The 23112-nt window shown below is 66.2% G+C and carries 25 protein-coding genes and 5 tRNA genes; 16 read left to right on the forward strand and 14 right to left on the reverse strand.

Translation table 11 applies throughout. The features are described 5' to 3' along the window. Positions 1-314: 314 nt before the first annotated feature. Positions 315-695 (forward strand): phosphotransferase, encoded by a 381-nt coding sequence (locus D457_RS36845; protein ID WP_338042985.1) that lies wholly within the window; start codon positions 315-317, stop codon positions 693-695. Positions 696-792: 97 nt separating this feature from the next. Here D457_RS36845 and D457_RS0101970 read toward each other — a convergent pair whose 3' ends face one another. The 3 genes from D457_RS0101970 to D457_RS0101980 form a co-directional block, all read right to left on the reverse strand. Further along, on the reverse strand, positions 793-1581 hold the full coding sequence (locus D457_RS0101970) for an alpha/beta fold hydrolase (protein ID WP_017578961.1): 789 nt from the start codon (positions 1579-1581) through the stop codon (positions 793-795). An 81-nt stretch (positions 1582-1662) separates the two neighbouring features. Beyond that, positions 1663-1992: a hypothetical protein gene (locus D457_RS0101975; RefSeq protein ID WP_152514109.1), complete on the reverse strand. Its 330-nt coding sequence runs from the start codon at positions 1990-1992 to the stop codon at positions 1663-1665. 335 nt (positions 1993-2327) lie between these two features. Further along, positions 2328-2861, reverse strand: a complete 534-nt coding sequence (locus D457_RS0101980) for a hypothetical protein (RefSeq protein WP_017578963.1) — start codon at positions 2859-2861, stop codon at positions 2328-2330. Between the two features lie 220 nt (positions 2862-3081). Here D457_RS0101980 and D457_RS0101985 point away from each other — a divergent pair, with 220 nt between their 5' ends. Both D457_RS0101985 and D457_RS0101995 read left to right on the forward strand, forming a co-directional pair. Beyond that, on the forward strand, positions 3082-4014 hold the full coding sequence (locus D457_RS0101985) for a PP2C family protein-serine/threonine phosphatase (protein ID WP_017578964.1): 933 nt from the start codon (positions 3082-3084) through the stop codon (positions 4012-4014). Between the two features lie 72 nt (positions 4015-4086). Beyond that, positions 4087-4659 (forward strand): hypothetical protein, encoded by a 573-nt coding sequence (locus D457_RS0101995; protein WP_204367437.1) that lies wholly within the window; start codon positions 4087-4089, stop codon positions 4657-4659. Between the two features lie 170 nt (positions 4660-4829). Here D457_RS0101995 and D457_RS35540 read toward each other — a convergent pair. After that, positions 4830-4897: transfer RNA gene (locus D457_RS35540), tRNA-OTHER, on the reverse strand. A gap of 478 nt (positions 4898-5375) precedes the next feature. Between D457_RS35540 and D457_RS35545 the strand changes: the two genes are divergently transcribed. After that, positions 5376-6650 carry a hypothetical protein gene (locus D457_RS35545; protein WP_152514110.1) on the forward strand — a complete coding sequence of 425 codons (1275 nt, stop codon included), beginning with the start codon at positions 5376-5378 and terminating at the stop codon, positions 6648-6650. A 21-nt stretch (positions 6651-6671) separates the two neighbouring features. Here the strand turns inward: D457_RS35545 and D457_RS0102000 are convergent, their stop codons facing one another. Continuing rightward, complete coding sequence (locus tag D457_RS0102000; RefSeq protein ID WP_017578967.1) at positions 6672-7088, reverse strand: ATP-binding protein; 417 nt, start codon at positions 7086-7088, stop codon at positions 6672-6674. A 155-nt stretch (positions 7089-7243) separates the two neighbouring features. Between D457_RS0102000 and D457_RS0102005 the strand changes: the two genes are divergently transcribed. The 8 genes from D457_RS0102005 (at position 7244) to D457_RS31705 (ending at position 14435) form a co-directional block, all read left to right on the forward strand. Continuing rightward, positions 7244-7552 carry a putative quinol monooxygenase gene (locus D457_RS0102005; protein WP_017578968.1) on the forward strand — a complete coding sequence of 103 codons (309 nt, stop codon included), beginning with the start codon at positions 7244-7246 and terminating at the stop codon, positions 7550-7552. Beyond that, the gene (locus D457_RS0102010; protein WP_017578969.1) at positions 7549-8757 is read left to right on the forward strand and encodes a helix-turn-helix domain-containing protein; all 1209 of its coding nucleotides are present in this window, start codon (positions 7549-7551) and stop codon (positions 8755-8757) included. The genes D457_RS0102005 and D457_RS0102010 overlap by 4 nt, the downstream gene beginning before the upstream one ends. A gap of 140 nt (positions 8758-8897) precedes the next feature. Further along, positions 8898-9302, forward strand: coding sequence for a hypothetical protein (locus D457_RS0102015; RefSeq protein ID WP_026116238.1), 405 nt, complete (start codon positions 8898-8900; stop codon positions 9300-9302). Between the two features lie 103 nt (positions 9303-9405). Next, entirely contained in the window at positions 9406-9660 is a 255-nt protein-coding gene (locus D457_RS0102020) for a hypothetical protein (protein ID WP_017578971.1), read from the forward strand. Beyond that, entirely contained in the window at positions 9657-11093 is a 1437-nt protein-coding gene (locus tag D457_RS0102025; protein WP_026116239.1) for an FtsK/SpoIIIE domain-containing protein, read from the forward strand. Before D457_RS0102020 ends, D457_RS0102025 begins: the two co-directional genes overlap by 4 nt. A 231-nt stretch (positions 11094-11324) precedes the next feature. Next, the gene (locus tag D457_RS0102030; protein WP_026116240.1) at positions 11325-13010 is read left to right on the forward strand and encodes a replication initiator; all 1686 of its coding nucleotides are present in this window, start codon (positions 11325-11327) and stop codon (positions 13008-13010) included. Between the two features lie 2 nt (positions 13011-13012). Beyond that, a complete protein-coding gene (locus tag D457_RS0102035; RefSeq protein WP_083926642.1) occupies positions 13013-13189 on the forward strand; it encodes a helix-turn-helix domain-containing protein in 177 nt (58 codons plus the stop codon). Positions 13190-13295: 106 nt separating this feature from the next. After that, positions 13296-14435 (forward strand): tyrosine-type recombinase/integrase, encoded by a 1140-nt coding sequence (locus D457_RS31705; protein ID WP_017578975.1) that lies wholly within the window; start codon positions 13296-13298, stop codon positions 14433-14435. A 76-nt stretch (positions 14436-14511) separates the two neighbouring features. Here the strand turns inward: D457_RS31705 and D457_RS0102045 are convergent. The 4 genes from D457_RS0102045 to D457_RS0102060 form a co-directional block, all read right to left on the reverse strand. Beyond that, a tRNA-Phe gene (locus D457_RS0102045) sits at positions 14512-14585 on the reverse strand. A 28-nt stretch (positions 14586-14613) separates the two neighbouring features. Next, positions 14614-14688, reverse strand: a tRNA-Asp gene (locus tag D457_RS0102050). A gap of 91 nt (positions 14689-14779) precedes the next feature. Next, positions 14780-14852 (reverse strand) — tRNA-Glu (locus D457_RS0102055). A gap of 119 nt (positions 14853-14971) precedes the next feature. Continuing rightward, a complete protein-coding gene (locus tag D457_RS0102060; RefSeq protein ID WP_017578976.1) occupies positions 14972-16516 on the reverse strand; it encodes a metallophosphoesterase family protein in 1545 nt (514 codons plus the stop codon). 96 nt (positions 16517-16612) lie between these two features. On the opposite strand from D457_RS0102060, the gene D457_RS0102065 reads away from it, so the two are divergent. After that, complete coding sequence (locus D457_RS0102065) at positions 16613-16963, forward strand: metallopeptidase family protein (RefSeq protein ID WP_017578977.1); 351 nt, start codon at positions 16613-16615, stop codon at positions 16961-16963. 450 nt (positions 16964-17413) lie between these two features. Continuing rightward, on the forward strand, positions 17414-18730 hold the full coding sequence (locus D457_RS0102070; RefSeq protein ID WP_026116241.1) for an MFS transporter: 1317 nt from the start codon (positions 17414-17416) through the stop codon (positions 18728-18730). A 125-nt stretch (positions 18731-18855) separates the two neighbouring features. Here the strand turns inward: D457_RS0102070 and D457_RS0102080 are convergent, their stop codons facing one another. Beyond that, positions 18856-19116: a PspC domain-containing protein gene (locus tag D457_RS0102080; RefSeq protein ID WP_017578980.1), complete on the reverse strand. Its 261-nt coding sequence runs from the start codon at positions 19114-19116 to the stop codon at positions 18856-18858. A gap of 158 nt (positions 19117-19274) precedes the next feature. Beyond that, positions 19275-19880 (reverse strand): TetR/AcrR family transcriptional regulator, encoded by a 606-nt coding sequence (locus D457_RS0102085; RefSeq protein ID WP_017578981.1) that lies wholly within the window; start codon positions 19878-19880, stop codon positions 19275-19277. A 267-nt stretch (positions 19881-20147) separates the two neighbouring features. Between D457_RS0102085 and D457_RS0102090 the strand changes: the two genes are divergently transcribed. Continuing rightward, positions 20148-20223 (forward strand) — tRNA-Lys (locus tag D457_RS0102090). Between the two features lie 474 nt (positions 20224-20697). Here the strand turns inward: D457_RS0102090 and D457_RS0102095 are convergent. From D457_RS0102095 to D457_RS33965, 3 genes are all read right to left on the reverse strand, one after another. Next, on the reverse strand, positions 20698-21234 hold the full coding sequence (locus D457_RS0102095) for a DUF4265 domain-containing protein (protein WP_017578982.1): 537 nt from the start codon (positions 21232-21234) through the stop codon (positions 20698-20700). Between the two features lie 66 nt (positions 21235-21300). Then, positions 21301-21489 carry a DUF397 domain-containing protein gene (locus D457_RS0102100; protein WP_017578983.1) on the reverse strand — a complete coding sequence of 63 codons (189 nt, stop codon included), beginning with the start codon at positions 21487-21489 and terminating at the stop codon, positions 21301-21303. Then, positions 21486-22307 (reverse strand): helix-turn-helix domain-containing protein, encoded by an 822-nt coding sequence (locus D457_RS33965; RefSeq protein WP_026116243.1) that lies wholly within the window; start codon positions 22305-22307, stop codon positions 21486-21488. The genes D457_RS0102100 and D457_RS33965 overlap by 4 nt, the downstream gene beginning before the upstream one ends. Positions 22308-22582: 275 nt before the next feature. On the opposite strand from D457_RS33965, the gene D457_RS0102110 reads away from it, so the two are divergent. Further along, entirely contained in the window at positions 22583-23056 is a 474-nt protein-coding gene (locus D457_RS0102110) for an ATP-binding protein (RefSeq protein ID WP_239645980.1), read from the forward strand. Positions 23057-23112: the final 56 nt, after the last annotated feature.

Below are 23112 nucleotides of genomic sequence, written 5' to 3' on the forward strand. Positions count from 1 at the left end.
AACAGCATCAGGAGCCGCTATGGTCACGCCCGTCCCGCCTGTCCCACTGGCCTCCGGACGCGACGCCGAGGTCTTCGCCCTGAACGACCGCCGGGTGCTGCGCCGCTACCGGAACTTCTGCGACACCGCCCCCGAGGCCGCCGCCATGGCCCACGCGGCCCGGCACGGCTACCCCGTGCCCGAGGTGTACCGGGCGCAGGGCAGCGAACTGGAGATGGAGCGCCTGCACGGGCCGACGATGCTCAACGCGTCCCTGGAGGGGCGGGATCACCCCCGAGGAGTCCAGCCGGACCCTCGCGGAGCTCCACACACGCCTGCACGCCCTCCCCGGCAGGAAGGGCTCAGGTCGGGATCGACTCCTGCACATGGACTTGCACCCCGGCAACGTGGTTCTCACCCCGAGGGGCCCGGTGGTGATCGACTGGACCAACGCCCGCGACGGCGCCCCGGACCTGGACCTGGACCTGACAGCGCTGCTGCTGGCCCTGACCGGGGGCAGCACGGACCAACCCCTGGCCGGACTGGCCGAGGCCTGTCTGGCCCCGTACGTGGGCCACGTCGAAGGCGACCCGACCCGCCTCATCGACCAGGTGGTCTCCCTGCGCTCGGACGACCCCAACCTCACCCCCGAGGAGGTCGCCCTACTCCCCCGGGCCGCCGACCTCGTCCGCCAGACGTGGGCCGCACAGGCCTGAACCACCCACCCTCTCCCCGTGATCTTGCTACCAGAAGCGAAATCGGCGCCGAACTTGCTACTGGTAGCAAGATCACGGCGGATGAACGGTGGCTGTATCAGCTCAACGGGTTGCGGGTGAGGAAGTCCAGGACCGCCTCGGTGGCCTTAGGGGCGGCCTCGTGCAGGTAACCGTGGCGGGCGCCGGGCAGGACCAGGAGTTCGGCGCCGGGGATGCGCTCGGCGAGCAGCTCGGCGTTACCCACCGGGGTGAGCTCGTCGTCCTCGCCGTGCACGACCAGCGTCGGCGCCTGAATCCGGGGCAGCAGGTCCCAGCCGTCGTGCTTGAGGCTGGCCTCGTAGTGGCGGCGCTGGGCGCGCAGCGGGTTGCGGGGCAGGATGCGGGTGACCGTCTTCGGATGCTCCCGGGCCCACTCCGGGGTGTAGAAGAGCGGGCCGATCAGCTCGCGCCCCTCGTCGCTGCTGGCCCGGCGCAGGGCCAGGGAGGCGTGTTCGGGGCGCTCGACCTCGTTCTTCCCGCCGGGAGCGGTGGCGCCGAGCACCAGGGCGCCCACCCGCTCCGGGGCGATGGAGACGAGGGCCTGCGCGACCTTCCCACCCATGGAGAACCCGTAGACGTGCGCCCGCTCGACCCCGAGGTCGTCCAGGACCGCGAGGACGTCCCGGGCCAGCAGCTCCATGCTGTAGGCGCGGTCGAGGGGCGCATCGCTTCCGCCGGTACCGCGCAGGTCCACGCGCACCACCCGAAAGCGTTCGGCGAGGTCCTCGTGCACCCCGTCCCACATCTCGTGGTCGAGGGACTGTCCGTGGATGAGCAGCAGCGTCTCCCCCGCACCATGGACGTCGTACCAAAGGCGGGTTCCGTCAGCGGCGATCACGTGGTTCACGTCAACGGACACTACCCGACAAACCCGGCAGCACACCGGGGCGGAACCGGCAAGGGCTTGGACGCGAGAGCCTCATGCCCCTCAGCGGCGCCCCTCAGCCTCACCGCTGGCGCTGAGACCGATCACCATGCACGCGACGACCATGACGAACACCCCGGACCCCGCGGACACGCTGTCATCAGACAGCGACGGAAGCCAGGCAACGAGGTACAGACCCGGGGTCACGAAGGCCACGACCGCGGTCGTCACCAGCACGCCCTTGGAAGGGGCCAAGAGGCAGGCCAGTGAGAAGCCCAGCAGGAGCAGAAGCATCGCGAAGGCGAGCGCGAACAGCCACCGGCCCTCCCCCAGCGCGCCCCCGAACAGGAGCCAGCCCGTGGCGTAGCCCTCCAACGGCTTCGCGCTGACCACACCTTCCTCCGAGAACCACACGCCGCCCCTTCCCGGACCCACGGCAGCGCCAGCGAAAGGAGCAGGGCGACCGCACCGACGGCATAGGCCGCCGTCAGGGCCCGATCCGCAGGGGCCTCGGCTCTTTCCCGTTTGGCCTGATCCTCTAGGTGGGTCACCCGCTGACGGAGCATGGTGATCGGGCTGGGCCCATCGACACTGTTCTTCGACAAGGGAGTATTCCTGCGTGGTTGGGTAAGGGAACACCGGGGTAGACGCCGGCCACTACGAGCTGGTTCGCTCCACGGCGGCCTCGGATTCGTCCCGGGTGCTGGCGTTCCGCCCTGGCCGACGGGTCAGCCCAGGATCTCGGTGTGCACCTCACCCCTGGCCCCGCGACGGGCCGCCGCCCAGAGCAACCCGAAGGCCAACGCCAGGACGTAGACCCCGATCCCGGCCGTCCCCGCGTACCACTCGTCCCTGGGCCAGCCGATCACGAGGGACAACGCGATCAGCACGGGCAAGACCTGGACGGTTCTGAAGACTTTCCTGGATGTGGAGTACAGGGCCCACACGATGAACACCGGCAGGACCAGCAGAAGCGCTGAGGCCACCCAGAACAGCTCGTTGAAGTTCTCCAAGCCGTCAGCCAGCAGCTGCCAGCCCGTGAGACCCCCGCTCACCTCGAATGGGAAGCTCTCGCTATCGATACTCGCCCACGGCATGCCCAGACTGATCAGGAGCCCGGCCCCGCCCGCCAGCAGACCCGCTCCGGTGTTGCGTGTCTGCTGTGCCTCCTGGGCGTTCATCAGAACATAGTCCTCCAGCTTGCTCACACGCTTGGTGAGTTCTTCGATCTCGTTGGGCTGGTCCTGGCTGCTCGACGGCAAGGGAACTCCTGGTTCGGGGCATTCGGGGGCGAGATGGGGAAACGGAACACAGGGTAGACAGCGGCCGGGCGCTCCGGTTCGTCCCAGGTGCCGGGGAGATGCCTCTCGTTCGTGATCTCTCGTGACCTCCCCGCGCGAACCAAACCCCCGCCTCCGTGCATCTCCCCAGGTCCCATCGTTTGTGGGTGCGGCACCACAGGATCCGGCCGAAGGAGCGCGCGTGAGTCCCCCCGTCATCGCCACCGACACTGACCAGGGCCCTCGGCCGAGCCAGCAGGACGCCTACTCCCACCGGCTCGAACCCGCCTCCGGGGGCTGGCGGGCGGCCGTGGCCGACGGGTTCGGCGACCACCCCGACACCCGCGAGGCCGCCCAGCTCGCCGCGGACACCGCCACCGCCGCCTCGGGCGAGGCCGTGGACGCCGTCCTCGCCGCCCACCGGGCAATCACCTTGCTCCACCCCGGGACCGACTGCGTGATGGCGCACGCCCGCCAGGACTCCCCCGACGAGCCCATAGACATCGCCTGGGTCGGCGACTGCCGGGTGTGGACCTGGAGCCCCGGCGAAGGGCTGCGCCAGCACACCCGCGACCACACCCACGGGCAGGAGCTGCGCGACCTGTGGGCCGCGGACGATCTGGCGAGGGCCGGCGACCACGCGGTCACCACCTCCGTGGCCACCGCCGCCCTCGACGACGTCGGGACCGCAACCGCGCCCGCGGCCGACCTCACCCTGTTCACCTGCGACGGCATCCACGACTACGTGGACGAACGGCTGCTGGCCGAGTTGGTCACCGATCACGCGCACGACCCCGCGACCCTGGTTCAGGCCCTGGTGGACGCCGCCCGAGAGGCGGAGAGCACCGACAACGCCACTGCCCTGGTGATCAGCCTGGCCCCGGAACCGATCGGCCCCGGCAGCCCCCAGACCCGTCAGGAACGCCTCCTGGAGGGCCTGGACAGCTTCGGTGGCCTGGGGTTCGGCGAACGGTTCCCCGAAGGCACCGAACACCTGCTGCGCGCCCTTTCCGAGGACCGGGCCGCCGGAATCGCCTGCGACCGCTTCCTCCTGCGCGACGGCACCACCTACTGGTGCACGAAGGACTCCGACCACACCGACCACCACGTGAGCTGGCACGGCGTCACCTGGTGAACCCGGTTCCGCCCTCTCGAGCGGCCGAGGGGACTCCCCCAGCACCTACCCGGCGGCCTGTTCATCTCGGCGATGTCGATCGGCCAGGACAGCGCCGACCATGCCCTGACCAAGGACGAACTGGACGAGGCCGTCGTCGAGGCGGCCGAAGCACTCCTCCGACCCCGTCGACACCCTCTCGCCAACATATCTATGAGATACATTAGGGGGAGCAGTGTCCGGGGCCGAGCAGGCGGCACGGACGCCACCGAGATGGGAACACCAATGACCACCGCGGCACTCGTCCTGGCACTCGCCGTCCTGAGCGTTCTCGGGGTGGTCCAAGCCCTCATCCTCGTTGGCTTCCCCTTGGGCGAGTACGTGTGGGGCGGCCAGGCGCGCGTACCGACCCCGCGCTTACGCTGGTCGGCGGCGATCGCCCTGGTGATCCTCCCCGGCTTCGCCCTGCTGCTGGCGAGCCGTGCGGGCCTCCTCCCCGGCGGCGAATCCCCCGCAATCATCATCGCCACCTGGGTGCTGTTCGCCTACTCCGTGCTCATGGTCGGGCTGAACGCCGTCTCCCGCAGCCGCCCCGAACGCCTGACCGCGACCCCGGCCTCCGCCCTGCTCGCCCTCAGCACGTTCGTCATCGCGCTTGGGTCCTGATGCGTGATCCCGGGCCCTGGCACCGCCGCTGAGCCACCCGCAACTCCAGCGCGTATTCAGCGCAGCCGCCCACCGAAACCCGCACCGGCACCCGGTCCGCACCCCGGACACGAAAAAGCCCCGCTCCTGGAAACCCAGGTTGCGGGGCGTTTCACGCGATTCGTTCTGTGTGGCTAGGGGCGGGGTCGAACCGCCGACCTTCCGCTTTTCAGGCGGGGTAGGCGGAGCGGCCCCGCTTTCGTGTGCTCGGTGGGAGTCCGGTTCGGTCCGGGTGAATCCGGCCCCGGCTGCTGTCGTTGCTGTCACCGCTGCTGTCACTCCGAGGGGTCTCCGGCCTGCCCTGACGTAGGGGAAAGCGGTCCGCCACAGCGGTGCCGCGCGTGCGCTCCTCCGCCTGTCACCGCTCCCCCGGCCACGGGACTTCGGCAACCACGGTTCCAGGCCGAGGTGCCCGATAGCGACGCGGCCGGTCACCCCAGACAGTCGTAGCCCGCTATCGGGTGTCTCGGGATCTGAACACTTCATCAGCCGATTTTTCGCAAACGGCAACCGTCCGAGAGCTGTGGACGTCAATATGCCAACAGCAGCACAGCCCCTGGTCGCAGCTCGGGACCGGGCGTCAGCCCGCAGCCCGAGCTGCGACCAGGGGCCGCTGCGACGGCGCGAGCGCCGTCGCCTTGATCCCATACAGCCCAATTCGGCAGCCAGGAGCACCAATGAATTCCACAAAGAACACAAAGCCCAGAAACGTAACTTTTATCTTGGGTGCAGGTTTTTCAGCAGCACTAGAGTCGGGAATGCCCATGATGGCAAAGCTATCAGAAATGATCAACGAGAAACTAAAAATGGAAGGCAAGCCCCCAGTGCCAAACATCGACAATTTCAAATCAGATTTCGAGGCACTAATGACCTACCTCGCCTCTCAAATCCCCTGGCTAGACGAGGGAGATAATCTTCGAAATCGCGCCTCATTTTATGATGTAGCTAGCACAGTCGCGCAAGTTATCAGGGAATGCCAAAACGAAGCATTCAAGCAACCCATGCCAGATTGGCTTGCGCAGCTTATACACTACTGGGATTTCACTAGCAGCAAAGTGATCACTTTTAATTACGACGAGGTGGTGGAGCGCGCCGCAGCACACTCAATCCGACCTTGGACCCAGAATGCAAGTAAGATTAGCCTGCACCCAGTTGCACTCACCCCAGCAAAGTACCGACACTCTCAGGGATTAATGTGGAGCGACAGTGCAGACCACCCATTCACGCTCTTGAAGCTTCACGGCTCTGTGAATTGGTACTATTCTGGATGGGATGCACCCCACGGAGATACAATTTACACGGACTCAGATCGGCCAAATTGGACTCCGCCAATTTTTCCAATTTCCGTGGATCGGAACGTCCGTGAAGTCTCTGACAAGGTCCCCATGATCGTTCCTCCTGTAGCAACCAAGAATGACTACTACGGGCACGATGTTCTTCGTGCACAGTGGAGGATGGCAGCCGAAGCCCTACGCGACTCTTTTGAGATCTGCGTGATCGGTTACTCCGCCCCAGAAACAGACCTCCTCGTTCGAGGACTAATAGGCTCAAACTTCAAAGGGGGGCGCATCAGCTGGGTTAACCCATGCCGCGAACCAGCAGAGCGAATCACAAAATTTTCTCCACCTGGATTCCATCCTGAGGTCAATTTCTACGACTCAATAAAGAGCTACACCCAAGAAGCAATAACAAGCCTCATACTGTGCAATGAGTGCTCATCAGTCAAGAATCGAAAATTTCCGAGCTTCGTTGACGCCTACAAGATTGAATCCGATTCAAGATCTTGCCCCATCTGCGAGAACTCTTCCCTGCTCCCTCCTCAAACCTCTGGAGAAGAATCACTCTCTTGCGAATGTTGTAAATCATTTTGGAAAGCCGAGCAATGGGCAGATGATTACTACTACTGGAAACCAGGATCGAATTCAGACTCTTTCCACCTCCCCAGCTTCTGAGGCTTTGCAAATTCCCGCTTTTCAGTTTTCGATACAAAACCAGGTTTTACGGCCGGAGAGGGTGGCGTGGCTGCCCCATGATGTGGCCAGGGCGTCAACGAGGAACAGGCCACGGCCGTGTTCGGAGTCGGGTTCGGGCTGCGCCACGTACGGAGCATCGAAATACGAACCCCCGTCGTGAACGGTGACTCGCACGCTCTTTCCGTACTCGTGCTCGATGAGGACGCCGAACCCCGCCCCGGGGAGGTTGGACGGCGTGTGCTGCACGGCGTTGGTCGCCAGTTCGCTTGTGAGGAGTTCGGCGTCATCGACTGCGGGAAACTCGCTGAGCTTGTCGCGCACGTATGCGCGAACCTGGGCAACTTGGTCGACCGTGCCGGGGAACCAGCGGTGGTGGACGCTCTCCGTGTAGGTGATCCGGTCTGCGTGGAGGGACATGGGGTTTCACCTCGTGCTCTTGGTGCAGGGGGCAGACACTGAGCTGCATGACTAGTACTATAAGTACGCCTACCGTACATTGAATGCGTGTGTAGCGCACTGGTTTGCGCGCACAATAAGTACGGGTCATGTAGTCAAAGTGAGGAGAGTGCCCCATGTTCGGACTGTCCGTCCGGTTCACACTCAAGGACGAGGAAGCCGCTACCGGCTTCGATTCCCTGGTGGCCGAGACCTTGCCGCACATCCGCCAGAGCGAGCCGGGCACGCTCATCTACGCCGTGCACACGGTGGAGGGCAAGCCGCTGGAGCGGATCTTCTATGAGCTGTACGCCGACCGCTCCGCCTTCGACACCCACGAGGAGCAGCCGCACGTGAAGCGTTTCCTTGACGCTCGCGGCGCCTTCCTGGCCTCGGTGGAGGTGGACTTCCTCCACCTGGCAGGCGCCAAGGGTGTTCAGGAGTGAGCACCGACTACCAAAAGGCGTTGGGCCGCAAGGTGGCCAAGCACCGCAAACAGCGGGGCCTCTCCCAACGCGAGTTCGCCCGGCTGGTCGGCCGCTCTGAAGCCTGGGTCTCCCAGGTCGAACGCGGAGTGCGCAAGGTCGACCGGATGGTGGTCCTGGAGAAGCTGGCCGAGGTACTGGAGATTCCCGTCTCCGAACTGGCCGCTGAGGCTCCCATCGTCGCCGCCGCCAACGAGGAACCTCCGGGCAGCAGCCGCCTGCGGCTCATCCTGAGCGGTTCCCACGCCCTGGCCGCCCTGCTGCGCCGCAGTCCGGCCGCAGTGGACATAGAGGATCTTCGAGGGCGAGTGGATCGCGTGTGGGAGCTGACCCACGCCAGCGCCTACATCGAACTGACAGAAGCCCTGGAGTCGCTGATCCCCGACCTGGAGTCGGCGGCGCGCTCGGTCCCCAACGGTGAGCGCCTGGAGCTGTTCCGGCTTCTCAACGCCGCCTACCGCGCCTGCTCCTCGGCTCTGTCCCGGCTGGGCGAGTATGAAGCCGCGTGGATCGCCGCCGACCGCGCCATCACAGCGGCCGAACGTGCCGAAGATCCGCTCCTCATGGCTGCCGGTGAGTTCCGGTTGTGCCTGACGTTTCAGGGCGCCCGTCACTACGACCAGGTGGAGACCACCGCGCGGACCGCGTGCGAGGCGCTGGGGGCCCTGGTGGAGGAAGGCGACCCCGAAGCCAGGTCTGTCTACGGTGCGCTGACCCTGCAACGGGCGGTCGCCGCTGCTCGCCGCAACGACGCCACCACCGCCTATCGGCATGTGGCAGAGGCCAAGCGGATCGCGGACGCCCTCGGGACCGAGCGCAACGACTTCAACACCGAGTTCGGTCCGGCGAACGTGGGCCTGCATGAGGTGTCCGTGGCCGTGGACCTGGGCGATGCCGGGGTAGCGCTGCGTGCCGCTGATGCGGTGGACGTGTCGATCCTGTCCCCCGAACGCCGGGGCCGCTTCCTCATCGATGTCTCACGTGCGCAGTTGCAGCGCCGCAGCGTAGATGAGGCCGTGGCCACGCTGGAAGAGGCAGAGCGCATCACACCCCAGCAGGTGCGCACCCATCCCATCGTGCGGCAGGTGGTGGGGGATCTCCTGGCTATCCAGGACCCCGCCGGGTCTGCGTTGTCCGGCTTGGCTCGGAGGGTGGGCGCACTCTGAGTACTAGCTAGTACTTCATGTACTAGACAAAACAAAAAGTACGGCTTAGTGTGTGGTCAGTCGCACGCTCCCTCCCGTGATGGAGGGGTGCGGCTGACCACACGCTTTTTGTTGCGCTGATCAGCGCGGAGAGGAATCCCATGGCTATTCAGGGTGCGTTGCCGGTCTCCTTCGGCACGGTCTTCCCGCACGGTGCGTTCGCGCTCGGGGTGGAAGCGATCACCGACTTCGAGACCAAGCGTCCGCAGATGGACAAGGACACCGGGCTCCCGTTGTGGGCGGTGGACGTGATCGACGCCGACCCCGAAGCGCGGGGCAAGGCCAAGTCGGTCAAGGTCAAGGTCGCCGCCGAAGTGTGCCCCACGTTGCCGGACGAGGTTCCCGGCTTGCCGTTCCGCCCGATCGAGTTCGAGCACATGGCGGTCATGCCCTACGTCGATGACTCCGGCCGTCGCCCCCGGGTGGCGTACTCCCTGCGGGCTCGGGGTGTGAAGGCCCCCGGTACCTCGGGCCGCAACAAGGCTCCCGTCAAGGACGCTGCCTGACCACAACAGACATGAGACGGGGCGGCCTGGTGCTCCAACACCTAGCCGCCCCTCGAACCCCTCCCGCAAGCCCTAGCAAGCTCCGTGAAGAGGTGTCCTCAGTATGTCCGATAACCGAACCGACCTGTCCGAGTTGACGGGTCCCCAGTTGGTCCGGGCCTTCCTGGACGAATACGACAAGCCCCGCACGACCCCTGAGGAACGGGCCGCGTTCTTCGACTTCAAGGCCCGGGTGTTCGGTGCCATCGCTGAACGGGACGGTAACCCGGATGCCGCCCGTGCCGCTGCTCGTGCGGGTGTGGCACGCGACAAGCTCCGCAGCGCCGCTCCAGCCCCGAACGCTGGTGATGCGCGATGATGCGCCAGCCAAAGGTGGGGGCCGCGCAGACCTCCCCGACCTTGCCGACCCCGGCACAGGGAGTCAGGTTCACGACTCCGATCATCGAGACTCCCGGCATCGTGGTACTCGGCTCCTGGCTCTGGAGGCTGACCCGCTTCCTCGTCACCCTGCCGTTCCGCTTCCCCGTCATGGTCACCTCGATCACGGCCGTGGTGGCCTGCTGGTGGTATCTCGGGTGGCCCGGACTGGCCGCACTCGCGGGGGCGCTGGCGGTGGGCTCCCTCATCTGGTGGCGAATGTGGCCGGACTCCTACCGGTACTGCGTCACCTGGCGCCTGCTGGCCTGGTGGCGACACCTGGCCGTGTACCGGCGTCACTGGCAACCGGTCCTGGTCATCTCCGGGCTGGCCGAGTCCTACCAGGAACGCCGCTACCTGCCCCGCATCCGCTCCGTGCGCTGCAACGCCCGGGCCGACTACGTCCGCGTCTCCCTGGTCGCCGGAACCTCCCCGGCGGACTTTGAGCACCGGGTGGTAGAGCTGGCGCACGGGTTCGCCGCACCCTCCTGCCGCGTCACCGTCAACGGACCCCGAGACATCACCTTGGAGTTCCCCCGACACGACACCCTCGCCGAACCCCTCGACGCACTCCCCGTCCCCGAGTCCCCGGACCTGGGCGCCCTGCCGGTCGGCAAGCGCGAAGACGGCACCCCATGGAAACTGCGCCTGCACGGCACACACGTCCTGATCGTCGGCGTCACCGGGGCAGGGAAAGGCTCCGTGCTCTGGTCGGCCATCCGGGCCATGCTCCCCGCCATCGCTGACGGGTCCGCGCAGGTGTGGGGGATCGACCCCAAACGCATGGAGCTGGCCTACGGACGCGACCTGTTCGCCCGCTACGCGGACACCGGGGAAGCCGCGGTGGCCTTACTCGAACACGCGGTGGCCTCCATGCAGGAACGCGCGGAGCGGTATGCGGGCAGGCAGCGCTCGCACACTCCGACCTCGGCTGATCCGTTCGTGGTCGTGGCCCTGGACGAGGTCGCCTTCCTGACCGCTTACCACCCTGACCGGGACGTGCGAAAACGCTCGGAGAACGCCATCGCCACTCTGACCTCGCAGGGCCGCTCTGTGGGCTTCTGCGTGCTGGCCGCGCTCCAGGACCCCCGTAAGGAAGTGATGAACCTGCGCAACTTGTTCCCCGACAAGATCGCCCTGAGGTTGGATGAGGCCTCGCAGGTGGACATGGTCCTCGGGGAAGGCGCGAGGGAACGCGGGGCTGAGGCGCACCTGATCGACCCCACCCTTCCCGGCGTGGCCTACGTACGCCTGGAAACCTCACCCTCCCCGGTACGGGTACGGGCCACCTTCGTCTCCGATGACGACATCACCGCCATGACCGACTTCTACGGTTTCGACTCCCGGAAACGCGCGTCTGGGGAGGGCCTGTGACGACGGGGCTCGATGCATCGTTCGTAGACGAAAATGCCGGTTGCGCCCACAGCTGCGATCCCCGAGCACACGAGTGCAGCCCAGAACCGGTCTGGCCGGGGCGGCTCATAGGGCGACAGAAGCTGAACCAGCAGAGCGGCAAAAGCGCCAAGACACAATGCCAGGATCCAGACGGGAAGCTTCGTGCTGTTCATGCTGTGCGGAGCTCCTGGGGTAGCGGGGGTGGCGCTGATGCCGACTCCTACCGGTAAGACAACCCGGGCCGAACGACTCGCGCAACCCCTGGCTCGTGAGGTGGCCGAACAGGTCGCTGCCGATCACGGTGTGTGCATCCGCCCGGTCTCCCTTCGGCGTACCGATATCGGGACCGGTCAAACACTGGTGATCGACGTCCCCTGCGGGTCCACCTTGGAATCACGCTGTCCGGCCTGCGCAAAGAGGAAACGGTCCCTGCGCAGAACCCAGTGTGAAGAGGGCTGGCACCTGGCCACCGAACCCGTCGTGGAACCCGACCCACCCACACAGCAGCAACAGGGCTGGGTGGAACAGCGGGCCATGGTCACCGCCGAACGCGACCGCCTCGCCGCTACCGGGGCCGCTGAACCCGAACAGCTCGCCGCACTGGACGCCGCGATCGCGGGCCTGGACGAGGAAATCACCGCCTCCAGGCTACGCGGATCGGTCACCCGCTCCATCTCTTCCGGCTCGGGGCCGCGTCGGGTGCGCTCCACCAAGAGGCGTCAGGACGTCCCGGATCTGCCCAAGCGACCCATGACCAGGAAGACGGTCGGGCGGGCGTTCACTGACCCCGCTTCGGGGAAGGTGTTCCGGCCCTCCCTGTTCCTGACCCTCACGCTCGATTCGTACGGTCGGGTGCGCTCGGACGGCACCCCGGTCGATTTCTCGACCTACGACTACCGGCGGGCCGCCCGCGACACCCTGCACTTCTCCAAACTCATCGACCGGTTCGTGCAGAACCTACGCCGGGTCGCCGGATTCGACGTGCAGTACTTCGCCTCCGTCGAACCGCAACGGCGCCTCGCCCCACACCTGCACATGGCCACACGCGGCACCCTCCCGCGCTCGGAGCTGCGCCAGATCGCCGCTGCGACCTACCACCAGGTGTGGTGGCCCCCAGCGGACACGGTGGTCTACGAGGGCGAACACCTGCCGGTGTGGGACGCTGCCGCTGGAACCTACCTCGACCCCACCACGGGCGAAGTCCTCCCGACCTGGGATGAGGCGCTGGACGAGATCGACGCTGACCCCGATGCGGAGCCGTTCCACGTGGTGCGGTTCGGAAAGCAGGTGGACGCCAAGGGGGTCGTGGCCGGGACCGAGGACGCCGCCCGGTGCGTGCGCTACCTGGCCAAGTACCTGACCAAGGACATCGCGGACTGCCACGCCGCCGAAACGGTGCGGCAGGAACAGCACGTGGACCGGCTCATGGAAACCCTCCGGTACGAGCCGTGCTCGCCCCGCTGCTCGAACTGGCTGCGCTACGGCATCCAACCCCAAGAGGCCAAAGCCGGTCAGCGCCCGGGGTTCTGCCGCTCCAAGGCTCATCGGCGTGAACACCTGGGCTACGCGGGCCGACGCGTCCTGGTTTCCCGGAAGTGGTCCGGCAAGACCCTCGCTGACCACAAAGCGGACCGCCTCGCCTGGGTCCTGGACGCACTCGGTGTCGACCCCACCAACGAGGACCAGGGCGACAACACACACCCGCGCTCCCCAGTGCTGACCTCGGTCAACTCCGGAGACTTCGCCTGGGAACTCGCACGACCTACCGACCCTGACGTCGCGCCCCGAGAACAACGCCTCCTCCGCGCCGTGGGCGAAGCGCTCAAACGCCGCACCCAACTCCACGCCGCACGGACCCCCGAACATTCGGCAACCACTGAACAGGAAGCTGCGTGATCATGACCGAACTCCTCCTGACCGTCGAAGAGGCCGCTGAACGCCTCCGGGTGAGCCGCTGGATGGTCTACAACCTCATCCGCTCGCGCACCCTCCGCACCGTCAAGATCGGCCGTCGCCGCCTCGTTCCCGTCGCCGCGCTCCCCGAGTGTCTGGAAGCCCTGGAGGACGCCGCGTGAGCGCCCCTGAGAGCAACGGGAAGCGTCGCCGGGGTCGTAAGCGGGCCAACGCGGGGAGGGAAGCGTCTGGCAGCGCAAGGACGGCCGTTGGGCCTTCGCCGGGTACGTGCTGGCCACTGACGGCACCCACAAGAGGGTGCAGGGCTACGGCCGGGACCAGGCCGACGCACGCACCAAGTTGAACGGGCTGCTCGCGGACTCCGCCCGGGGTATCCCGGTGGCTTCGGAGAACTGGACGGTAGCGGAGTACCTGGACTACTGGCTTGAGCATGTCGTCCGTGCGGAGCGCCGGCCGAAGACGGTCCAGGGCTATGAGGGCGTGGTGCGCCGGTACCTGGCTCCGATGCTCGGCAGGAAGCGCCTGGCCAAGCTGTCGGCGCGGGACGTGCGGGTCTTCATCACGAATGTTCGGCAACTCTGCCAGTGCTGCAAGAACGGCACGGACGCCGCCCGGTCCTCTCCTCGCTGCTGCGCGCTCCCCCGGCCGGTGTGCTGCGAGCACCGCCTGTCCGCGCGCATGGTGCAGTCGATCCACGCCGTGCTGCGCAACGCGCTCCAGACCGCCGTACGAGAGGAGGTGATCGCGCGCAACGTGGCCTCGCTGGTGAAGGTCTCGCCTCCGCGCTACACGGTGAACCGGGGCCTGGACGTGCCGCAGTCCCGTCGCCTGCTCAAGGCCGCCGAATTTGACCGCTTCCACGCTCTCTACGTCCTGGCGCTCTGCCTGGGCCTGCGCCGTGGTGAACTGCTCGGGCTGCGCTGGGATGACGTCGACCTGGAGGCGGGCCGCCTGGAGGTGGTCCACACCCTGCAACGGGTGGACGGAAAGCTCTCCCTGGTCCCTCCCAAGACGGAGGACTCGGCCCGGACGGTGCCGCTACCGGGCATCTGTGTGGAAGCCCTCAAGGCGCATCGCAGGCGCCAGTTCCACGAACGTTCGGACGCCTTCCCCGACTGGGAGGAACACGGTCTGCTCTTCCCCTCGCGGCGGGGCACCCCCCTGGAGCCGGACAACCTGCGCCGGAGCTGGGAGCCGCTGCGCCGCGCCGCCGGTCTGGAGGGGATGCGCTTCCACGACCTGAGGCACACGTGCGTGACGCTCCTGCTGAACCTGGAGGTGCCGCCCCAGGTGGTCCGGGAGATCGTCGGCCACAGCGACATCGGGGTCACGATGACGATCTACGCGCACGCCTCGCTCGATGACAAGCGGCGGGCTCTGGGGAAGCTGGGGGACGCGCTCGGGTGAACCGGTTGCTGTCACGTTGCTGTCAAAAAAGCCCGGAGCCAAAGGGCTTCCGGGCTTTGATGCTGGTCATACCGTGTGGCTAGGGGCGGGGTCGAACCGCCGACCTTCCGCTTTTCAGGCGGACGCTCGTACCAACTGAGCTACCTAGCCGCGGCGCCGATTACCTCGACGACGCTTGCGGTCCTGACGGGATTTGAACCCGCGGCCTCCACCTTGACAGGGTGGCGAGCACTCCTAACTGCTCCACAGGACCTTGTTCAGTTGTCGCACTCGGCTGCGCTGGCCTCGTGCTTCGCTGCGGTTCTTATTCTGCCAGATGTCCGACAGTGCTCTGAACCGCTTCGTACCCCCAACGGGATTCGAACCCGCGCTACCGCCTTGAAAGGGCGGCGTCCTGGGCCGCTAGACGATGGGGGCCCGTGTAGACAGCCTAAGCATAGGGGAGATTCCCACCAACACCAAAGTGATTGTCCGAGACCGGCCGAGACCTGCACGACCTGCGACTACACAGGGGCTCAACAGCGGACGGAAAACGACTAGGGCGTGTCCTCCGCCGGGCTCGGATCCTCGTCCTCCTCGTCCTCTTCTTCCTCGACCGGTTCGCCGACGTGACGACCCGGGTCCTCCTCGATATGCCGTTCGACCTGCGCGGACGTGAGACCGATGCCACCGAGATCGATGTCGTCGCGGGCCTGGAGACGGCCGGTTTCTGCATCGAAGTAGAGAACGGACGCCTGGTACGGGGTCGGTCGACCGGAACCGTGATCCAGCCCACTCAGCCCCGCGCCGCCAGTGGACCCCTGGATGAGGAACCTGGTTCCCAGGTCGGTGAGTTCGGTGGAACGCCGGTGCTCGTTCCCGGCCAGGACCAGCGGAACCACCCCGTCGAACGGCTCCGCCTGGGTGCGCGTGTGCAGGATCGCCACGTCCACGTCGTCCGAGCCGCCCGCGATCGACGCCGCCTGTTCCTTGCCCAGCGCGGCCACACCGGCCGCGTCGGGGTTGAGCCGGGTGGCGTCCGGGGTGAATCGGGGGTCGCCCGCACCGTAGAAGGTGAGGCCACCGACCTCCTCGACGTCCCCGTCCAGGACCACGGTGTTGGGCTGGGCCTCCACCGCGCGCTGGGTACCCATGGAGTCGTGCTGGCCGCGCACCCACACGTAGGGCACGTCCAGCTTTCCGATCTCGTCGGCGAAGACGTCCTCCGCCGCGCTGCCGCGGTCGGTCAGGTCACCCGAGTCCACGATCACGTCCACCCCGTACTGCTCCTGGAGGGTGCTGATGATGCTCCACGACGCGGGGTTGAGCTGGATGTCGGAGACGTGCAGCACCCGGATGACCGACTCGTCATCGTCGTAGACCGGCAACGACGAGGTGGCCTCGTAGATCATCGACACGTTGCCGACCAGCCCGGCGAGCTGCTCCTGGTACTCGGTGAACCGGCTGAACACGTCGTCGGCGCTGCCCACCACCATCGGGGCGCCCGCGATCAGGCCGGTGTAGCGGGGTTCGGCGATGGCACTTGGGTTGAACGTGAGACCAGCCACACCACCGAAGCCCACCAGGACCAGCAGTGAGGTGGCCCCGCTCGCCAGGGCGCGCCAGGCGCTACGGAAAAGCAGGAGGCCCATGATGGCCGCGCCGGCGGTCGCCGCGAGCGCAGAGCGCAACAGGAGGGCGATCACGCCGTCGGTGAGGTCCGCGCCGATGCCCGCGGCCATCCGGTTGATCGCCTCAGGGTCAGCGAACATCTCTTCGGCTGCGGCGAGCCGGATGTCGGTGATGGTCGCCTCGAGCTTCAGCGGCGCCGCGTGAGTGTCGAAGGCCAGCTGACCCAGCGGTGCGACGTTGACGACGGTCTCACCGTGCCACTGGGGGCTCAGGGAGAAGGTGACGTCCGCCGGGCCGATCGGCGTGACCACCTGGCCGCCGAGGGCCAGGCCGAGCCAGCCGCCGACCAGACCCGCGACGAAGACACAGCTCCATCGCCACAGCCGCCCGGCACGCCACCGGCGCAGGGTCGCTCGGAACCGTTCGTAGGCCCCACGAAAGTCATAGGCGCGGATCTCTCCCCAAGACAACACACCCCCATCATGCCGTTGAGTGGAGCCGTTCCCAATGTTTCCTCCCGTCCAGAGTGTTATGTCTCTTCCTTGCCGCTCCGGGGAGGCAGCACAATGGCAGGCGTGGTTGAACTGACGCGCAGGGACTTCGAGGAACTGGTAGCCGACGCCTTGGACCAGATTCCGCCAGAGCTGGCCCAGCTCATGGACAACGTGGTGATCACGGTCGAGGACGAGTCGCAGGAGGGCCTGCTCGGCCTCTACGAGGGGATCCCGCTGACCGAACGCGGCGACTCCTACTTCGGGGTGCTCCCGGACCAGATCTTCATCTACCGGCGCAACATATGTGCGATCTGCGAGACCTCGGAGCAAGTGGTGGACGAGGTGCTCATCACCGTCGTCCACGAGATCGCCCACCACTTCGGCATCGACGACGCCCGACTCACCGAACTCGGCTGGGGCTGACCGGGAGCTCAGGGCCGCCCGCGCACTCAGGGCTGACCGGGTCCCGGCGACAGCTGGTGAGCCGGCCTCCGATCGCTTCGGAACGCTACCGATCAGTGCTCACTCAGAGCGATATTCGGGCGAATAATCATCCGAAGATCCTATAAATTTGGGCGTTCGGGACACCGTTTTGCATTCGCGACACCACTGCGGCGAGTAACAACTTTCCGCAGCGCCTGGCGCACCAGGCGACCGAAAAACCTCCCCTTGATCTGCGGCCACCTGGGAAAACAAACCGGACGCCACCAATACGAACCCCTACCGAATCAGACCAGGAGACATTACTCGGAGCAACGAATCAGACACGAATTTCCCCAACCGGCTTGCCACCCAGGCCTACTTCGGGAACCGTTGGTCATTGGGACACGACACAGCGTGATTCCACCCCCTGTGACTGTAAGGGAGTGCCAGGTGGGCAATCCAAGCCTTGACAAAGCCCCTGACGACGGAGACTACGAATCTTCGGAGACGCAGGACGACAAATGGCGGAGCAGTTACCGCGACGTCATGGCTATCGGCGAGTTCCGCTCGATGTGGGCGGCCCACGCCCTGTCGATGATCGGCACCAACCTGCTGAACATCACCGCCAGCGTGCTGGTCTACCAACTGACGCAGTCGGCCTTCGCGGCCGGAGTCACGCTGGCCGTGATGTTCCTGCCGCCGATCCTCGCCGGTCCGCTGTTCTCCGGGCTGGCTGACATCCTGCCGCGGCGCCAGATGATGATCGTCTGCGACCTGCTCCGGGCCGTGTTCATCGTGCTGGTCGGAATCCCCGGGATGCCGATCTGGGCGGTCTGGACCCTGCTGTTCCTGTCGGTTCTGCCGGGGATCCCCTTCGCCGCGGCTCGGGCGGCCCTGCTCACCCAGATCGTCCAGGGCGAGCGCTACGTGGCCAGCACCGCGATCATCCAGCTGACCGCGCAGGTCGGGATGCTCCTTGGGCTGATCGCGGGGGGTGTGATCGTCACGTTCGTCAGCCCTAACATCACTCTGATGTCGACGGGCCTGCTCTTCGTCCTGTCCGCGCTGATCGTGCGGCTCGGAGTCAAGTCGCGGCCCGCTCCGGCACGCGAGGAGGGCGGCGAGAAGCGGCCCGGTCTCCTGGTGATGACCAGGGACGGTGCGAAGTTGGTCTTCCGCGACCCCAAGCTGCGCACCCTCGCGCTGCTTGCCTGGCTCGCGGGTCTGTACTCGGTCCCCTACGGGTTGGCCAACCCCATGGCCGACGAGGCGGGCGCCGGTCCGGCCGCGGCCGGTTTCATCATGGCCGGCCAGTCCATCGGCGCGCTCTTCGGCGGTTTCGTCCTCACCCGGCTGATTCCCCCGCCCACCCGGATCCGGATGCTCGGGCCGCTCGCGATCCTCACCTGCATACCCCTGCTGCTCTGGGTCTTCCAGATGCCGCTGTGGATGATGATCGCGGCCCTGACCCTCTGCGGGGCGGCCGGTTCCTACCAGTTCGTGGCCAACGCAGCCTTTGTCCTGTGTGTGCCGAAGGAGGGCCGGGGGCTGGCCTTCGGCCTGGTCGCCTCGGGGCTCCAGGCCGCGCAGGGCCTCGGCATCCTGCTGTCCAGCCTCTTCGTCGAGATCACCAGCACCGGCACGGTCATCGCCGGCGCGGGGGCGCTCGCCCTGCTCTGCGCGATCGGTCTGGCCATCCCCTGGTCCCGGATGTCCGGGGAGGTCGCCGCGCGGATGGAGGCAACCGAGTCGGAGACTGCCTCCTAGAGGCCGCCCCTAACGCTCGGAGCGGTGCTCCGCGGGCTGTTCGCGGGCCTCCTCGGCCTCCCGGTCCTCCCGCGGGGCACACAGCTCACGCCGCCGCCAGTCCGGGTGTGCGCGCAGGCTCCACATCAGTGCTCACTCGGCTTTCCCTGGAAGTTACGGATGATCTGCTCCAGCAGCGAACGCTGCTCGCTCTCGGCGGGCATCAGCAGCCAGGCCAGGATGTAGATCGGAATACCGGCCATGCCCAGCAGGGCGAGGATGACGAAGATGATCCGGACGATGGTGGAGTCGATGCCCGTGTAGGCGGCGATACCGCCACAGACACCGGTCAGGAAACGGTCGGATTCACTGCGCTGGAGCCGCTTGCCCCCGAAGTTCTCGTTCATGCTTCTACCTTGCCCGTCCACGACGACGATTCCCATCGGGGAGAGCCCTGGGTGGTCCCTGACTTCCGTCCCCGACCCCTGAAGGTCAGGCACGAACCCCGCACGAGTCCGACGTCCCTGACGCCCGAACCGTTCCTGAGGCGTGGACCACACCGCGATCAGTCGTCCGCGGTGAAGACCTCACCCAGCATCCGGAACGACTCCCCGAGATAGGCACGCAGCTCGTCGATCCCGCCCCCGGGGCGGTCCGGGGCCATCTTCATGGAGTGCCGCATGGCCGACATCGCGGCCGCAGCCGCCAGATGTGAGCGAGGATCGTCCTCAGGAGCCCCGGCCCGCTCGGCAATCGCCACCGCGACGCCCCGCTCCACGTCGTAGAAGCGCCGCAGCAGCCCGGACAGCAGATGGGGTTCCTGCTCCGTGAGCCGCTTGCGCAACGCCATGTCCGCGCGCTGCGCCTCAAGGTCGTCCGAGACCAGGAGAGTCGCCATCAACAGGGCACTGAGGTCCTCGGTGAACACACCCGTGGGCCCGCCCGCCACGAACGCCGCCCGCGCGTCCTCGTCGAGGGAGACGGCGACGTTGTCCAGGAGCGCATCCTCCTTGGTCGCAAAGTAGTTGAAGAAGGTCCGCGGCGAGACGTCGGCCTCGGCCGAGATCGCCTCCACCGTCACGTTCTCCAGCCCCCGCTCCAACGTGAGCCGCACTGCCGCTTCCCGCAGAGCGCGCCGCGTGGCCAGCTTCTTGCGTTCCCTCAGCCCCATAGGTCCTCCCCTTACACGACCCACAATTGCATGTCGTGCAATATTTCTCAATGTGTATTTTTCCATGCCGCAACACGAGGAGATCGCCCCGCTGGCGCCCGGTGATCATCCCACTCCCCGCAGTCCACCGAAGAAGAGCACACCAGCCACCCCAAAAGCACCCCGAAACCCCTACGGGACAGGCGCCCCAGCACCCACCGAAGGTTGCTCTGCGTCGGCCCTACCACTGCGGTAGAGTTGTCTCGGCGCCGAGCCACTCGTCGCCGTGGGGCCTTAGCTCAATTGGCAGAGCAGCGGACTTTTAATCCGCGGGTTCAGGGTTCGATCCCCTGGGGCCCTACCAGGGAAAACCCCAGGTCAGAGCGCACTTTCGATCGCTCAGACCTGGGGTTTTCGCGTGTCCGGGAACCCCTGAAGAGCTCCATGTGCGCTGTATGGCCTCGCCTATGACTCCACCTGGTTGAGGATCTGGCTCCGCGAGCCTCAGACGGTCCCGGTTTCGCACCTCTCAGGACCGGCGCTCCGTCCTGGCTCTCAACTCTGGCTAGTTCGATTAGGTCCACGGCCCGCTTTGCCAGAAGCCCTGATCAGGATCCTTCCGGGGAACTATCGCGCTTGACCGACAGCACCAGGACACCAACCACTACACCGAACCCAGCAGAGTCAGTAGAGCTTCCGGCCACGATCCCCTGCGGAGTGTGTCACGTCGGCTCCGACGGGCAGCCGATCGAGCCGATGCACCGGTACCTACGGGACTTCGCCGCCCAGAGCCCCAACGCGGGAAGCCGCGCAGTGAAGGAGCTACTGGCTGCGGCGACTACCCGTCGCGCCATGCGTCGGTGGCACAGGCGACCTCGAAATGCCACCACCCGTCCTCTTGGCCGCGGACGAGCAACGCCTTAAGTCCGCCAAAGTCTGCATCGGCGGGCACGGTGAAGGCGACCAACGGGAATTCCTCGCTGAAGACCTCGCCACCTAGACCAAACGGCGACAGCAGCTCGTGTACAGCCCGAGCGCTTCGCCCCAGCGGGCCGGAGGGAACGGGCAGGACCCGGATGGTGCAGTTCCCCGATGCCTCAACCCGCTCCTTCGCCCAGTGGAGGCCATCGGCGTCCGTCACGAACCGCACGATCTCGCCCTCGGCCACCCCGTCCTGCAAGAAGGGGGCGTTCTCAACGCGGGCGGTATCGCAGCTCAGCCGCGTGGCCCACAACCCCTCAGTGTCATGGGGAAGCCAGCCTTCTCGCGGCACGAACCGGTACCACACCTTGATCCGACCGTTCTCAGCGGTGACGGGCTCGGGTGGAGTCGTGGAAGTCATGGTCCAGATGATCGCGCACTCGCCCTGAAGCATCGAACGCGAGTACGCCTGCTCTTAGCCCGGAAAATGCTCCGCGCGGTCCCCGGCGCACTCGCTCCGTCAGGGGCGGGGCTTTTCGGCCTTGACGTCGCCCAGGAAGGCCTCCCACGCCGCCGGGGTGAAGCTGAGGTGCCCGAGCTCCCTGTTCTGGGTGTCGCGCACAAGCACGGTCTCTCCCTCCGAGACCTCGACGCACTCCGCACCGCTGCTACCGCTGTAGGAACTCTTGTGCCAAGTACGGTGGCTCATGATTCTCCCGCTCGTCGCAAATCTCGGATGAGGTCCAGGCTGTCGTGGGGGGACAGGGCCTCACCTTGAAGTCTCCCGTAGACGCTGACGGCCCTGCGAATCAGGTCCTGCTCCGACTCGTCGATCAGCACCTCGTCGAAGGCGTGCTCCGCAGCCACAAGCGTCTGCATCTCGAGCACCATCACCCGGAAGCCGCCCGCGAGCCCCGGCTGGTTGGGTGCGTTACGAGGTAGCACCTGGCACTGGATCCACCGTTTCTCCATCAGGGCCGCGATGTGATCCAACTGCGCGGACATGACCGATGGGCCGCCTACGCCACGTCGTAGGACCGACTCCTCCAGGACGACACATACTATCGGCCGTTCAACTCGGTTGAATATTTTCTGCCTTCGCATGCGCTGTTCAACGAGCAGTTCGATCCTGGCTTCGTCCGCCTGGGGCAGATCCGCCACGAACAGGGCACGCGCGTATTCGGCCGTCTGAAGGAGCCCAGGCACGAGGACCGGGTTGTAGAAGCGCAGCTCCAGAGCGTCCTTCTCAAGGTCGACCGTCTTTCGGAAACCGGTGGGGACAAGCCCTTCGCCCTGGCACTTGTCCCAGGAGAGCATGAGCTTCCCTTCGGCTCCGAGCGTGTCGTCGATGGCTTCGGCGTGGTCCTGCTGCGGCGCCATCTTCCCGTTCTCGATGTAGGAGAGGGATGACTCGGACAAACCCACCTTGGGCGATAGGTCCTTGAGGGTAAGCCTTGCCGCTTTCCTCCACTTGCGCACGTCGGAGCCGCATTTCTCCCAAGCAGGGCTGATCCGTTTCAGACCCATTCATGCTCCTACCGGTGGTTTCAACGGCTCCTTGAGGGGAGCTTCGGCAGGAAATCAACCAGGATTCGATCCCTTCCAAGTTCTACAACGAACTTGAGGAAAGAGTGAAGAGTATAGACACACTCAAAGCACTCGCATCAAGGTCGTCATCACGACGAATTCCCTGGTCAACCAAACGCGTCACCGAGCGAAGGACCGCGGGACCCCAGAGGAGAAACACCTTGGAAGTGGTTGAAGTGACTGTCCGCGAACTGCCCGCGGGAACAATGCCGCCGTTGCCCAGACGACTGTCCGGCTACTCAACCGGTGAGCTGAGGAAGACGCAGGGACGCCGTCACGCCTCGGTGTTCAGCTCGGCCACGAAGCTCTGTGTCTCCGGTGCGCGGCGTTGGGCGCGCCTGGTCACCGGCCTCCCCCGGCATGAGGCCTCCGGGCTCGAGATCGTCGTGAGCGAACTCGTGACCAACGCGCTCGACCACAGCGCCTCCGGAGAACCGGGAGGCCTCGTCACCGTTCGGATCGCGTTCCTCGACATCTCCCGCATCCGGATCGCCGTCACCGACTCCGGCCCTAAAACGTTCGGCAAGCCCGGTTTCCCCGACTGGAGCGGAAACTGCCCGGACACGGAACACGGCCGGGGGCTGACCTTGGTACAGGCGATCAGCCGACGAACCGGAGTCATAGGAGTCAGGGGCGAACCCCTGACCGTCTGGGCGGTCATCGACCGCGCTGACCTTCGCCACCGGTGAAACACGAGCCCCTGAGAATCGCCGCCCCGGTACACCTCACGATCCGGCGCGGCGGT

Origin of the sequence: Nocardiopsis valliformis DSM 45023 (assembly GCF_000340985.1) — a bacterium.
GTDB classification, from domain to species: domain Bacteria; phylum Actinomycetota; class Actinomycetes; order Streptosporangiales; family Streptosporangiaceae; genus Nocardiopsis; species Nocardiopsis exhalans.

Excerpts from the sequence above, each read along its gene's own strand:
- D457_RS0101995 (WP_204367437.1), top strand. The coding sequence starts at position 4,087 with ATGTCGATCGGCCAGGACAGCGCCGACCATGCCCTGACCAAGGACGAA.
- D457_RS35545 (WP_152514110.1), top strand. The coding sequence starts at position 5,376 with ATGAATTCCACAAAGAACACAAAGCCCAGAAACGTAACTTTTATCTTG.
- D457_RS0102000 (WP_017578967.1), bottom strand. The coding sequence starts at position 7,088 with ATGTCCCTCCACGCAGACCGGATCACCTACACGGAGAGCGTCCACCAC.
- D457_RS0102005 (WP_017578968.1), top strand. The coding sequence starts at position 7,244 with ATGTTCGGACTGTCCGTCCGGTTCACACTCAAGGACGAGGAAGCCGCT.
- D457_RS0102015 (WP_026116238.1), top strand. The coding sequence starts at position 8,898 with ATGGCTATTCAGGGTGCGTTGCCGGTCTCCTTCGGCACGGTCTTCCCG.
- D457_RS0102020 (WP_017578971.1), top strand. The coding sequence starts at position 9,406 with ATGTCCGATAACCGAACCGACCTGTCCGAGTTGACGGGTCCCCAGTTG.
- D457_RS0102025 (WP_026116239.1), top strand. The coding sequence starts at position 9,657 with ATGATGCGCCAGCCAAAGGTGGGGGCCGCGCAGACCTCCCCGACCTTG.
- D457_RS0102030 (WP_026116240.1), top strand. The coding sequence starts at position 11,325 with ATGCCGACTCCTACCGGTAAGACAACCCGGGCCGAACGACTCGCGCAA.
- D457_RS0102035 (WP_083926642.1), top strand. The coding sequence starts at position 13,013 with ATGACCGAACTCCTCCTGACCGTCGAAGAGGCCGCTGAACGCCTCCGG.
- D457_RS0102065 (WP_017578977.1), top strand. The coding sequence starts at position 16,613 with ATGGCAGGCGTGGTTGAACTGACGCGCAGGGACTTCGAGGAACTGGTA.
- D457_RS0102080 (WP_017578980.1), bottom strand. The coding sequence starts at position 19,116 with ATGAACGAGAACTTCGGGGGCAAGCGGCTCCAGCGCAGTGAATCCGAC.
- D457_RS0102085 (WP_017578981.1), bottom strand. The coding sequence starts at position 19,880 with ATGGGGCTGAGGGAACGCAAGAAGCTGGCCACGCGGCGCGCTCTGCGG.
- D457_RS0102095 (WP_017578982.1), bottom strand. The coding sequence starts at position 21,234 with ATGCTTCAGGGCGAGTGCGCGATCATCTGGACCATGACTTCCACGACT.
- D457_RS0102100 (WP_017578983.1), bottom strand. The coding sequence starts at position 21,489 with ATGAGCCACCGTACTTGGCACAAGAGTTCCTACAGCGGTAGCAGCGGT.
- D457_RS33965 (WP_026116243.1), bottom strand. The coding sequence starts at position 22,307 with ATGGGTCTGAAACGGATCAGCCCTGCTTGGGAGAAATGCGGCTCCGAC.